This window comes from Escherichia sp. KTE31, from assembly GCF_000407925.1.
GTDB classification, from domain to species: Bacteria; Pseudomonadota; Gammaproteobacteria; order Enterobacterales; family Enterobacteriaceae; genus Escherichia; species Escherichia ruysiae.
Window position 1 is genome coordinate 251,673 of the sequence record NZ_KE136726.1, and the last position, 11,751, is coordinate 263,423.

At 52.5% G+C, this 11,751-nt stretch carries 12 protein-coding genes; 2 read left to right on the plus strand and 10 right to left on the minus strand.

All coding sequences use genetic code 11. From position 1 onward, the window contains the following. Positions 1 to 31: 31 nt before the first annotated feature. From WES_RS04400 to WES_RS24150, 3 genes are read right to left on the minus strand one after another with little or no spacing between them, the layout of a single operon-like run. Positions 32 to 439 (minus strand): protein YgfX, encoded by a 408-nt coding sequence (locus WES_RS04400; RefSeq protein WP_000244781.1) that lies wholly within the window; start codon positions 437 to 439, stop codon positions 32 to 34. Further along, positions 420 to 686, minus strand: coding sequence for an FAD assembly factor SdhE (sdhE, locus tag WES_RS04395; RefSeq protein ID WP_000354046.1), 267 nt, complete (start codon positions 684 to 686; stop codon positions 420 to 422). The genes WES_RS04400 and sdhE overlap by 20 nt, the downstream gene beginning before the upstream one ends. After that, positions 676 to 906, minus strand: a complete 231-nt coding sequence (locus tag WES_RS24150) for a hypothetical protein (RefSeq protein WP_000181264.1) — start codon at positions 904 to 906, stop codon at positions 676 to 678. The genes sdhE and WES_RS24150 overlap by 11 nt, the downstream gene beginning before the upstream one ends. Before the next feature lie 32 nt (positions 907 to 938). Between WES_RS24150 and ygfZ the strand changes: the two genes are divergently transcribed. Continuing rightward, positions 939 to 1,919 (plus strand): tRNA-modifying protein YgfZ, encoded by a 981-nt coding sequence (gene ygfZ, locus WES_RS04385; RefSeq protein ID WP_000886069.1) that lies wholly within the window; start codon positions 939 to 941, stop codon positions 1,917 to 1,919. Positions 1,920 to 1,995: 76 nt separating this feature from the next. Here ygfZ and trhA read toward each other — a convergent pair whose 3' ends face one another. Beyond that, positions 1,996 to 2,655, minus strand: a complete 660-nt coding sequence (trhA, locus tag WES_RS04380) for a PAQR family membrane homeostasis protein TrhA (RefSeq protein ID WP_016159667.1) — start codon at positions 2,653 to 2,655, stop codon at positions 1,996 to 1,998. Between the two features lie 163 nt (positions 2,656 to 2,818). Then, complete coding sequence (gene yqfB / locus WES_RS04375; protein ID WP_001183003.1) at positions 2,819 to 3,130, minus strand: N(4)-acetylcytidine aminohydrolase; 312 nt, start codon at positions 3,128 to 3,130, stop codon at positions 2,819 to 2,821. Positions 3,131 to 3,174: 44 nt separating this feature from the next. Between yqfB and bglA the strand changes: the two genes are divergently transcribed. Continuing rightward, positions 3,175 to 4,608: a 6-phospho-beta-glucosidase BglA gene (gene bglA, locus WES_RS04370; protein WP_016159668.1), complete on the plus strand. Its 1,434-nt coding sequence runs from the start codon at positions 3,175 to 3,177 to the stop codon at positions 4,606 to 4,608. 61 nt (positions 4,609 to 4,669) lie between these two features. On the opposite strand, the gene WES_RS04365 is transcribed toward bglA, so the two are convergent. The 5 genes from WES_RS04365 to ubiI all read right to left on the minus strand — a co-directional run bounded on the left by WES_RS04365 (position 4,670) and on the right by ubiI (position 11,730). Further along, on the minus strand, positions 4,670 to 5,413 hold the full coding sequence (locus WES_RS04365) for an SDR family oxidoreductase (protein WP_000951952.1): 744 nt from the start codon (positions 5,411 to 5,413) through the stop codon (positions 4,670 to 4,672). Positions 5,414 to 5,581: 168 nt separating this feature from the next. Then, complete coding sequence (gene gcvP / locus WES_RS04360; protein ID WP_016159669.1) at positions 5,582 to 8,455, minus strand: aminomethyl-transferring glycine dehydrogenase; 2,874 nt, start codon at positions 8,453 to 8,455, stop codon at positions 5,582 to 5,584. 118 nt (positions 8,456 to 8,573) lie between these two features. Beyond that, complete coding sequence (gene gcvH / locus WES_RS04355) at positions 8,574 to 8,963, minus strand: glycine cleavage system protein GcvH (RefSeq protein WP_001295377.1); 390 nt, start codon at positions 8,961 to 8,963, stop codon at positions 8,574 to 8,576. Between the two features lie 23 nt (positions 8,964 to 8,986). Continuing rightward, on the minus strand, positions 8,987 to 10,081 hold the full coding sequence (gene gcvT, locus WES_RS04350) for a glycine cleavage system aminomethyltransferase GcvT (RefSeq protein ID WP_000068706.1): 1,095 nt from the start codon (positions 10,079 to 10,081) through the stop codon (positions 8,987 to 8,989). Positions 10,082 to 10,527: 446 nt separating this feature from the next. Further along, positions 10,528 to 11,730 carry an FAD-dependent 2-octaprenylphenol hydroxylase gene (ubiI, locus tag WES_RS04345; protein ID WP_001192203.1) on the minus strand — a complete coding sequence of 401 codons (1,203 nt, stop codon included), beginning with the start codon at positions 11,728 to 11,730 and terminating at the stop codon, positions 10,528 to 10,530. Positions 11,731 to 11,751: the final 21 nt, after the last annotated feature.

Below are 11,751 nucleotides of genomic sequence, written 5' to 3' on the forward strand. Positions count from 1 at the left end.
ACGGCTTAGCGCATATGCTTTGCCGTCATCTTTATCTTTGCGTCTCTTGTTGCAACAATATCCGCCGTAAATCCCGCCATTCGGCTTCGTCCATGCTGTCGGCTGCCAGCCATAAATGTTGCCGTTTACCGCTGTCAGAACGTAAACGCAGCATCATGCCGCTCTTAATCATCCACGGCGCTTTGACGATGCTCCACTCCTGCCCTTGCCAACGCAAACGCCCGTCCATCAACAGGCGAATTTCCCCCTGGCGAGCATTAATGCGTCGCTGGCTGCGAACGCAATCAAACACCACCAGCGAAAGTAACACCATCCATAACGGGGTGTAACTGAGCGGCCAGGGCATGAGTAAAATAACAGCGGCAACCAGCCCATGAATCAGCAAGGAAAGCCACTGTGCGCGCCAGGAGACGCGCAGATCAGATTGCCACAGGACCACGTTCCCGGTTCCGTGTCTGGATGAGTCGGACCATCATTTCCAGTTCTGCATCGGCCGGTTTACCGTGATTCATCAGCCAGTTAAACAGATCGGGATCGTCACACTCCAGCAGACGAATAAAGATGCGTTTTTCGTCATCGCTTAAGCTGTCGTACTCATGTTCGAAAAACGGCATGATTGAAATATCGAGTTCGCGCATACCACGGCGGCATGCCCAATGAATGCGGGCTTTGTTGTTAATGTCCATCTTCTTCCTGTCTCACGAAAATCCAGTACTTGGCTATTGTAACGTGTTTTTCGACTTCTTTTGCGGGAATATCGGTAAACACAATCACAATCGCGAAATTAATCCACAACAATTCAATGGCTTCATTTTTTTGGAAGTCACCTCGCAAAGCCTGGTTGAAGGCACAGATCGCGTAGTGAAAGCACTTGCAATGCCCCATAGCTCTTTTACCATTAGTCATTAATTACGCCGTTTGTAAAACAGGACTCCATTATGGCTTTTACACCTTTTCCTCCCCGTCAGCCTACGGCTTCTGCCCGTTTACCGTTGACGCTGATGACGCTTGATGACTGGGCGCTGGCCACCATTACTGGCGCGGACAGCGAAAAATATATGCAGGGTCAGGTGACAGCAGATGTCAGCCAGATGACAGAAGATCAGCACCTGCTCGCCGCACATTGCGATGCTAAAGGTAAAATGTGGAGCAATTTGCGTCTGTTCCACGATGGCGACGGTTTCGCATGGATTGAACGGCGCAGCGTGCGCGAGTCGCAGCTTACTGAACTGAAAAAATATGCGGTATTTTCTAAAGTGACCATCGCCCCAGACGACGAGCGTGTGTTGCTTGGTGTTGCCGGTTTTCAGGCACGCGCCGCGCTGGCGAATCTCTTTAGTGAACTGCCTTCGAAGGAAAAACAGGTGGTCAGAGAAGGTGCGACCACCCTGCTATGGTTTGAACACCCGGCAGAACGTTTTCTGATCGTGACCGATGAAACTACCGCCAGTGCGCTGACCGATAAACTGCGCGGCGAAGCGGAACTGAACAATAGCCAACAGTGGCTGGCATTAAACATTGAAGCGGGCTTCCCGGTGATTGATGCGGCTAATAGCGGGCAGTTTATCCCCCAGGCGACCAATCTCCAGGCGCTGGGCGGCATCAGCTTTAAGAAAGGCTGCTATACCGGGCAAGAGATGGTGGCGCGAGCAAAATTCCGTGGTGCCAACAAACGCGCGCTCTGGTTGCTGGCAGGTAGCGCCAGCCGACTGCCGGAAGCAGGTGAAGACATCGAGCTGAAAATGGGCGAAAACTGGCGTCGTACCGGAACCGTGCTGGCGGCGGTCAAACTGGAAGATGGGCAGGTCGTGGTTCAGGTAGTCATGAATAACGACATGGAACCGGACAGCGTTTTCCGCGTTCGTGACGATGCGAATACATTGCATATCGAGCCGCTGCCGTATTCGCTGGAAGAGTAAATTTCTGTGTCGCATCAGGCATTTATCGCCTGATGCGACACGGGTGTGTCTTTTCAGGCCTACAAAGGCACACCCATTACGCCTGCCCAATATATAAATAGATCGCCAGAAAGTGGCACACGCTGCCGCCGAGCACAAAGCCGTGCCAGATGGCATGGTTGTAGGGAATGCGTTTGCAGACGTAGAAAATTACCCCGAGCGAGTAAACTACACCGCCTACGGCCAGTAAGGTAACGCTGCCCGCCGCGAGCTTAACTGCCATTTCATAAATCACCACCAACGACAGCCAGCCCATAGCCAGATAAGTCACCAGAGATAAGATTTTAAATCGGTGCGCGATGGTCAGTTTGAACAGAATCCCCAGCAATGCCAGGCTCCAGATAACAACCATCAACCCGCGCGCTAACGGAGAATCCAGCCCCACCAGCAAAAACGGCGTGTAGGTTCCGGCAATCAACAGATAAATGGCGCAGTGGTCAAATTTCTTCAGCCACATTTTTGCCCGTTGATGAGGAATGGCGTGATAAAGCGTCGAAGCGAGGAACAGCAGGATCATACTGCCACCATAGAGGCTATAACTGGTTATCGCCGTGGCGCTGGCATTGACATCCACCGCCTGAACCAGTAGCAATACCAACCCGACGATACCAAACACCAGTCCAATACCGTGACTGACGCTGTTGGCAATTTCCTCTGCCAGCGAATATCCCTGCTTAATGAGAGGCTTCTGAACCATAACTTACTCCGGAGAAACGTACACGCACGTGTATACCTCTCCAGCGTAACTGAGAATAGTTCCAGTGAACACCTGTTAGCTAAAATAAATTCTGATTTGAGACTAATCTCCGAAAAATCATGAAATTAAATGCGAAATTTCAACTAACAGGCGTGAGTTCAATTTAAAGACATTTAAATTCAATTACATAAAACTGTGTCTGACCGGGATAGATATCGGCAATGACCTTTTTCAATTCAGCCAGGGTCATATTTTCCTGTTGCGCGTGTTTTTCTGTGAGAGTATCCAGCGTCACCGTTGAGGTTGCAGTGACTTCAATAGTGCAAAAATAGCCGTTATCTTCAAAGCGCCCGACACGAAGCACATCGCCAGCTTTAAAGTGCGATTCAGACTCGTCACGGATAGTGATGGTTTTACGCCCAGCCAGAATGTCATCCTGGAATCGTTGAAAAAAAGTGATGTTGTTTGGCTGCATGGTACTATTTCCTGTAAGAATTGACTCATCTGGAGCCTATGATAGTGAAAAAACTCACCTTACCGAAAGATTTCTTATGGGGCGGCGCAGTTGCCGCTCATCAGGTCGAAGGCGGCTGGAACAAAGGCGGCAAAGGGCCGAGTATTTGTGACGTACTGACAGGTGGCGCACACGGCGTGCCGCGCGAAATCACCAAAGAAGTCTTGCCGGGCAAATACTATCCGAACCATGAAGCGGTAGATTTTTACGGTCACTACAAGGAAGACATCAAGCTCTTCGCAGAAATGGGCTTCAAATGTTTTCGTACTTCCATCGCCTGGACGCGCATTTTCCCCAAAGGCGATGAAGCTCAGCCAAACGAAGAAGGGCTGAAGTTTTACGACGATATGTTCGATGAACTGCTGAAATACAACATCGAACCGGTGATCACCCTCTCCCACTTTGAAATGCCGCTACATCTGGTGCAGCAATACGGTAGCTGGACCAACCGTAAAGTGGTTGATTTCTTTGTCCGTTTCGCGGAAGTGGTATTTGAACGCTATAAGCACAAAGTCAAATACTGGATGACCTTCAACGAAATTAACAACCAGCGTAACTGGCGCGCGCCGCTGTTCGGTTACTGCTGCTCCGGCGTGGTTTATACCGAGCATGAAAATCCTGAAGAGACCATGTACCAGGTGCTGCATCACCAGTTTGTCGCCAGCGCCCTGGCGGTGAAAGCCGCGCGTCGCATTAACCCGGAGATGAAAGTCGGCTGTATGCTGGCGATGGTGCCGCTCTATCCCTACTCCTGTAACCCGGACGATGTGATGTTTGCCCAGGAGTCGATGCGCGAACGTTACGTCTTTACCGATGTCCAGCTACGCGGCTATTACCCTTCTTATGTGCTGAACGAGTGGGAACGTCGCGGATTTAACATCAAAATGGAAGACGGCGATCTGGATGTGCTGCGCGAAGGCACCTGCGCTTATCTTGGCTTCAGCTATTACATGACCAACGCGGTGAAGGCCGAAGGCGGCACCGGCGATGCGATTTCTGGTTTCGAAGGCAGCGTACCGAACCCGTATGTTAAAGCGTCTGACTGGGGCTGGCAGATTGATCCGGTGGGTCTGCGTTATGCGCTTTGCGAACTGTATGAGCGTTACCAGAAGCCGCTGTTTATTGTCGAAAACGGTTTTGGCGCTTACGACAAAGTGGAAGAAGATGGCAGCATCAACGACGACTACCGCATTGACTATCTGCGCGCCCATATTGAAGAGATGAAAAAAGCGGTAACTTACGATGGTGTGGATCTGATGGGCTACACGCCGTGGGGCTGCATCGACTGTGTATCGTTCACCACCGGACAGTACAGCAAACGCTATGGCTTTATTTATGTGAATAAGCACGACGACGGTACTGGTGATATGTCGCGTTCACGTAAGAAGAGTTTCAACTGGTACAAAGAGGTGATTGCCAGCAACGGCGAGAAACTTTGATTAGATGACATGACGGATGCGACGCCGATTGCGTTGCATCCGCCCAGACCACTTTCCCATCTTATTTTCCGCCCGCCAAATCGATAAAACTTCCCGTGACATAAGAGGCTTTATCGCTTAACAGCCAGACAATGGCCTGCGCGACCTCTTCCGCCTGTCCGCCGCGCTGCATGGGGATGTTCGACTTAACGCGATCGACGCGTCCAGGTTCGCCACCACTGGCGTGCATTTCGGTATAAATAAACCCTGGTCGCACGCCGTTAACGCGGATCCCCTGCGCGGCGACTTCCAGCGATAGTCCGGTGGTTAACGTATCAATCGCCCCTTTCGATGCCGCATAATCAACATATTCCCCCGGAGATCCCAGCCGTGAGGCTACCGAAGAAACATTGACGATAGCGCCGCCGCTACCGCCGTTTTTAAGCGCCATGCGTTTTACCGCCTCGCGGCAGCAGAGAAAATATCCCGTCACATTGGTGGAAAGCACCCGGTTGATTCGCTCTGCGGTAAGGTTTTCTACGGTGCACTGGGTAAACAAGATCCCGGCGTTATTGACCAGCGCAGCTAGCGGTTCATCGTGCTGGTCGATTGCTGTAAACATCGCGACAACCTGGTTTTCGTCGCTAATATCCGCAAGGAGCACAAATGCCTTGCCACCCGCTTTAGTTATTAAGTTCACCACTTCCTGCGCCGCGTGGAGGTTTTGCTGATAATTAACCGCCACCGTATACCCTTCTTTTGCCAGCAGCAGCGCAGTTGCCCGCCCAATGCCGCGACTGCCACCGGTCACAAGTGCTATAGCCATTTTTTTCCTCATAAATTAAGGCTGATAACAAAGTCAAAAGAGCGCACGATCAATCCCCTCGCCCCTTCAGGGAGAGGGAGGAAAACCGTGCCAATATTTACGTTTGAACAAATTGTCAGCAAGTAAAAAGGCGCCGAAGCGCCTTTAGAAGATAGTCGAATCAGTAAATTACTGGTATTCGCTAATCGGTACGCAGGAGCAGAACAGGTTACGGTCGCCGTACACATCATCCAGACGTTTCACCGTCGGCCAGTATTTGTCTGCCACGCCTGCCGGGAATACCGCAACTTCGCGGCTGTACGGATGCACCCACTCGGCGACCAGTTCGTTCTGAATGTGCGGCGCGTTCACCAGCGGGTTATCTTCCAGCGGCCAGACACCGGCTTTCACCTGGTCGATTTCTGCGCGGATAGCCAGCATCGCGTCGATAAAGCGATCCAGCTCTACTTTGCTTTCAGATTCAGTCGGTTCAACCATCAGCGTACCCGCCACCGGGAACGACATGGTCGGCGCGTGGAAACCGTAGTCGATCAGACGCTTGGCAATATCCAGCTCGCTGATGCCGGTTTCTTCTTTCAACGGACGAATATCGAGAATACATTCGTGCGCCACGCGACCGTCGCGACCGGTATACAGCACCGGGAAGGCATCCTGCAGGCGGCTGGCAATATAGTTGGCGTTAAGAATTGCCACCTGACTTGCTTTTTTCAGCCCTTCTGCGCCCATCATGCGGATGTACATCCAGCTGATTGGCAGGATGGATGCGCTACCGAACGGTGCCGCAGAAACCGCGCCCTGACGGGTTAACATGCCTTCGATTTGCACCACGCTATGACCCGGCACAAACGGCGCCAGATGCGCTTTCACGCCGATCGGTCCCATACCTGGACCGCCACCGCCGTGCGGAATGCAGAAAGTTTTATGCAGGTTAAGGTGCGAAACGTCCGCGCCAATAAAGCCCGGCGAGGTGATGCCAACCTGGGCGTTCATGTTCGCGCCATCAAGGTAAACCTGACCGCCGAACTGGTGTACAACTTCACACACTTCACGGATCGTTTCTTCATACACGCCGTGGGTGGAAGGATAGGTCACCATGATGCAGGAGAGGTTATCGCCCGCCTGTTCCGCTTTCGCGCGCAGATCAGTCAAATCGATATTGCCGTTTTTATCACACGCCACAACCACCACTTGCATCCCCGCCATATGCGCGGAAGCGGGGTTAGTGCCGTGAGCAGAAGCCGGGATCAGGCAGATATCGCGATGCCCTTCGTTGCGGCTTTCGTGATAATGACGAATCGCCAGCAGCCCCGCATATTCGCCCTGAGCGCCAGAGTTCGGCTGCATACAGACGGCGTCGTAACCGGTCAGTTTCACCAGCCAGTCAGCCAGCTGCGCGATCATCTGCTGATAACCTTCGGCCTGTTCTGGCGGGCAGAACGGGTGCAGTTCAGCAAATTCCGGCCAGGTGATTGGGATCATCTCGGCGGCGGCGTTCAGTTTCATGGTGCAGGAACCCAGCGGGATCATCGCCTGATTCAGCGCCAGATCTTTACGCTCCAGCGAGTGCATATAGCGCATCATTTCGGTTTCGCTGTGGTAGCGATTAAACACCGGATGAGTGAGGATTTCGTCGTCGCGCAGCATCGCAGGCTGAATAGAGCGGCTGTCGTGAGCCACGTCTTTGTCCAGCGTGTCGATGTCCAGCCCGTGGTTATCGCCCAGCAGCACGCTGAAAAGCTGCATCACGTTTTCACGCGTGGTGGTTTCATCAAGGGTGATCCCCACCGCGTTCAGAATATCGCTACGCAGGTTGATTTCAGCCGCTTCGGCACGCGTCAGTACGCCCGCTTTGTCTGCCACTTCCACACACAAGGTGTCGAAATAGTGCGCATGACGCAGTTTCAGACCTTTTTGTTGCAGGCCTGCCGCCAGGATATCGGTCAGACGGTGGATGCGGTTAGCGATACGTTTCAGGCCAACCGGACCGTGATAAACGGCATACAGGCTGGCGATGTTTGCCAGCAGAACCTGGGAAGTACAAATGTTCGAGTTCGCTTTCTCGCGACGAATATGTTGTTCACGAGTCTGCATTGCCATGCGTAGCGCAGTATTACCAGCCGCATCTTTCGATACACCGATAATGCGCCCCGGCATGGAGCGTTTGTATTCATCTTTCGCCGCAAAGAATGCCGCGTGTGGGCCACCGTAGCCCATCGGCACGCCAAAGCGTTGCGCCGAACCAAAGACGATATCCGCGCCCTGTTTGCCCGGCGCGGTCAACAGCACCAGCGCCATAATGTCGGCGGCGACGCTGACCACAATTTTGCGTGATTTTAGTTCGCTGATGAGTGCAGTGTAGTCGTGAATTTCACCAGTAGTGCCGACCTGCTGTAACAGCACGCCGAACACGTCCTGATGGTCGAGCACTTTTTGCGCGTCATCGACAATCACTTCAAAACCAAAGGTTTCAGCGCGGGTACGTACGACATCGAGTGTTTGCGGATGGACGTCAGAAGCCACGAAGAAGCGGTTGGCATTTTTCAGTTTGCTGACGCGTTTCGCCATCGTCATGGCTTCGGCAGCCGCAGTGGCTTCGTCCAGCAGTGATGCCGAAGCCATATCCAGCCCGGTTAAATCCAGCGTTACCTGCTGGAAGTTGAGCAGTGCTTCCAGGCGCCCCTGAGAAACTTCGGGTTGATACGGGGTATACGCGGTATACCAGCCCGGATTTTCCAGCATGTTGCGCAGGATAACCGGCGGCAGTTGCACGGCGGTGTAACCCATGCCGATGTAAGACGTGAAGCGTTTATTGCGACTGGCAATAGCCTTGAGTTCTGCCAGCGCGGCGTATTCGGTCGCCGGTGCGCCAACCTGCGGCGGGGTCGCAAGCTGAATATCTTTCGGCACAATCTGGCCGGTCAGCGCGTTTAACGATTGTGCACCAACGGCATTCAGCATTTCTTGCTGTTGCGCGGCGTCCGGTCCGATATGGCGTTCAATAAAAGCGCCGCTGTTTTCAAGCTGGCTTAACGTCTGTGTCATGAGCGATGGTTCCTGAAACGTGCAGTGAATTGTGAACCTCTCTCCTTGCGAAGAGAGTGAGGGTGAGGCGTACAATTTCCTCACCCTTATCCTCTCCCAAAGAAGAGGATTAAAGCCGTTACTCGTCTTCTAACAATGCTTCGTATGCGGTCGCATCCAGCAGTGATTCCAGTTCGCTTTCATCGCTGGCTTTGATTTTAAAGATCCAACCGCCTGCATACGGTTCGCTGTTCACCAGTTCTGGGGAATCGCTCAGCGCGTCGTTCACCGCCACGATTTCACCGCTTACTGGCGCATAAATGTCTGACGCCGCTTTTACTGATTCGGCAACCGCACAGTCATCGCCCGCGCTAACCGTTGCGCCTACTTCCGGCAGGTCAACAAACACCATATCGCCTAACAGCTCCTGGGCGTGTTCGGTGATGCCAACGGTGTAAGTGCCGTCGGCTTCTTTACGCAGCCATTCGTGTTCTTTGCTGTATTTCAGTTCTGCAGGTACGTTGCTCATCAATCAATCTCCAAAAAAGTAAATCACGCGACGGCTTTGCCGTTACGCACAAAAACAGGTTTCGTCACTTTTACCGGCATTTCACGGTTGCGAATTTGCACAATCGCCGTTTCGCCAATGCCTTCCGGCACACGCGCCAGCGCAATGCTGTAACCCAGCGTCGGGGAGAAAGTGCCGCTGGTGATAATGCCTTCATGCTGGTTGCCCTGCGCGTCGGTAAAACGTACCGGTAGTTCATTACGCAGCACGCCTTTTTCGGTCATCACCAGACCAACCAGTTTTTCTGTGCCATGTTCACGCTGCGCTTCCAGGGCTTCACGACCGATAAAGTCACGATCTGCCGGCTCCCAGGCAATGGTCCAGCCCATGTTGGCGGCTAAAGGAGAAATGGTTTCGTCCATCTCCTGGCTATACAGATTCATGCCCGCTTCCAGACGCAGCGTGTCACGCGCGCCCAGGCCGCAGGGCTTAACGCCCGCTTCCACCAGCGCGCGCCAGAAATCCGCCGCTTTTTCATTGGGCAGCGCAATTTCATAGCCCGCTTCACCGGTGTAACCGGTGGTGGCAATAAACAGATCACCCGCCTGCACGCCAAAGAACGGTTTCATTCCTTCCACCGCCTGACGCTGAGCGTCATTAAACAGTGTGGCAGCTTTTGCCTGCGCATTCGGCCCTTGTACGGCAATCATGGAAAGGTCATCACGAACGGTAATTTCGATGCCGAAGGGTTCAGCGTGTTGGGTAATCCAGGAGAGGTCTTTTTCGCGGGTGGCGGAGTTTACAACGAGGCGGAAGAAATCTTCAGTGAAGTAGTAGACGATGAGGTCATCTATCACACCGCCAGAGGCATTCAACATCCCGGAGTAGAGGGCTTTGCCGCTTTTGGTGAGCTTCGCCACATCGTTCGCCAGCAGATAACGCAGAAACTCCCGGGTGCGGCTGCCACGAAGATCGACGATGGTCATATGCGACACATCAAACATTCCGGCATCGGTACGTACCGCATGATGTTCGTCGATTTGCGAACCGTAATGCAGCGGCATCATCCAGCCGTGGAAGTCCACCATGCGAGCGCCGCAAAGCGTGTGTTGTTCGTACAAAGGAGTCTGTTGTGCCATCTTGTCCTCATTGAATAAGCGGGGCTGACAACTTTTCATGGAGAAATTATCACCACGAAACCCAGCATCGGAGCCACTCCCGGTCCCCAACGCAATCGTTCTCTTTTCCCTGAACTTACCACCGAAACAGACTGTTAACCATAAGGTAAAATTGATCATCACATTAGCTTATGGCTAAAAAATACAAAAATCTCAGCAAAATAAAAAACCAGAAATTTATTTTATTTTTATATAAATATGATGTTTTCAGGAAACGGATTTGGATAAACCAATATTAAAAACTGAAAATATGTCAAAAATCACTCAATGAAAAAATCGTAGCATTAGAAAATATAATGCGAAATTGATGGTGAAATTAGTTTATTTCAAATGAGGAAAATCTCCCGGCGAAAAAACCGGGAGATGAAAGTGTGATGGGTATCAAATAAACAGAAGAGGAGAAATTTTTAACGCAGCCATTCAGGCAAATCGTTTAATCCCATTGCCTGACGGATAAGTTGCGGCTTAACGCCAGGAAGCGTGTCGGCCAGTTTCAGGCCAATATCGCGCAGCAGTTTTTTCGCCGGATTGGCTCCGGAAAACAGATCGCGAAAGCCCTGCATACCAGCCAGCATCAGCGCAGCACTGTGCTTGCGGCTACGCTCATAGCGACGCAGGTAAATATACTGCCCGATGTCTTTACCCTGACGATGCAACCGTTTCAGTTCAGCAATCAACTCTGCGGCGTCCATAAAGCCGAGATTAACGCCCTGTCCCGCCAGCGGATGAATGGTATGCGCGGCGTCGCCCACCAGCGCCAGACGGTGCGCGGCAAACTGGCGCGCATAACGTCCCGTCAGCGGGAATACCTGACGCTCGCTCTCAACCTTGCATAAGCCCAGGCGATTATCAAAAGCGATATTTAACGCGCGATTAAATTCGTCTTCACCGGCCTGCTGCATCCGCTGCGCTTCCTCTGGCGACAGTGACCAGACAATCGAGCAAAGATGCGGATCGCTAAGCGGTAAAAAGGCCAAAATACCTTCGCCATGGAAAACCTGGCGCGCCACAGCTATATGCGGTTCTTCAGTACGAATAGTCGCCACCAGCGCGTGATGCTGATAATCCCAGAAAGTCAGCGGGATATCAGCTTTGTTGCGCAACCAGGAATTAGCGCCGTCCGCGCCAATCACCAGACGCGCCGTTAACATACTGCCGTCTTTCAGCGTCAGGAAGGTTTCGTTCTCTCCCCAGGCGACCTGCTGTAATTCTGCGGGAGCCAGCAGGGTGATATCTGACGACTGCTGCGCTTTGTTCCACAGCGTGTAGTGAACTACTGAATTTTCAACAATATGCCCAAGATGGCTATAGCCCATGCTTTGATCGTCAAAAGAGATATGACCAAAACTGTCTTTGTCCCACACTTCCATGCCGTGATAGCAACTGGCTCTGCGGGAGAGGATGTCCTGCCAGACGCCAAGACGGGTAAGTAATTTTTCGCTGGCGGCATTGATAGCCGAAACGCGCAGTTGTGGTGGTGCATCCGCCGCCAGAGGTTCCGGTACGCGCTGCTCCAGTACGGCGACGCGTAAGCCGCTACCCTGTAAGCCGCAGGCAACCGCCAGCCCCACCATGCCGCCGCCAACAATGGCTACATCAACACTTTGCATTGTTTATTCCTTAAAACCGCC

Coding starts and splice junctions, on each gene's coding strand:
- sdhE (WP_000354046.1), bottom strand. CDS start 686: ATGGACATTAACAACAAAGCCCGCATTCATTGGGCATGCCGCCGTGGT.
- WES_RS24150 (WP_000181264.1), bottom strand. CDS start 906: ATGACTAATGGTAAAAGAGCTATGGGGCATTGCAAGTGCTTTCACTAC.
- ygfZ (WP_000886069.1), top strand. CDS start 939: ATGGCTTTTACACCTTTTCCTCCCCGTCAGCCTACGGCTTCTGCCCGT.
- trhA (WP_016159667.1), bottom strand. CDS start 2,655: ATGGTTCAGAAGCCTCTCATTAAGCAGGGATATTCGCTGGCAGAGGAA.
- yqfB (WP_001183003.1), bottom strand. CDS start 3,130: ATGCAGCCAAACAACATCACTTTTTTTCAACGATTCCAGGATGACATT.
- WES_RS04365 (WP_000951952.1), bottom strand. CDS start 5,413: ATGGCTATAGCACTTGTGACCGGTGGCAGTCGCGGCATTGGGCGGGCA.
- gcvP (WP_016159669.1), bottom strand. CDS start 8,455: ATGACACAGACGTTAAGCCAGCTTGAAAACAGCGGCGCTTTTATTGAA.
- gcvH (WP_001295377.1), bottom strand. CDS start 8,963: ATGAGCAACGTACCTGCAGAACTGAAATACAGCAAAGAACACGAATGG.
- gcvT (WP_000068706.1), bottom strand. CDS start 10,081: ATGGCACAACAGACTCCTTTGTACGAACAACACACGCTTTGCGGCGCT.
- ubiI (WP_001192203.1), bottom strand. CDS start 11,730: ATGCAAAGTGTTGATGTAGCCATTGTTGGCGGCGGCATGGTGGGGCTG.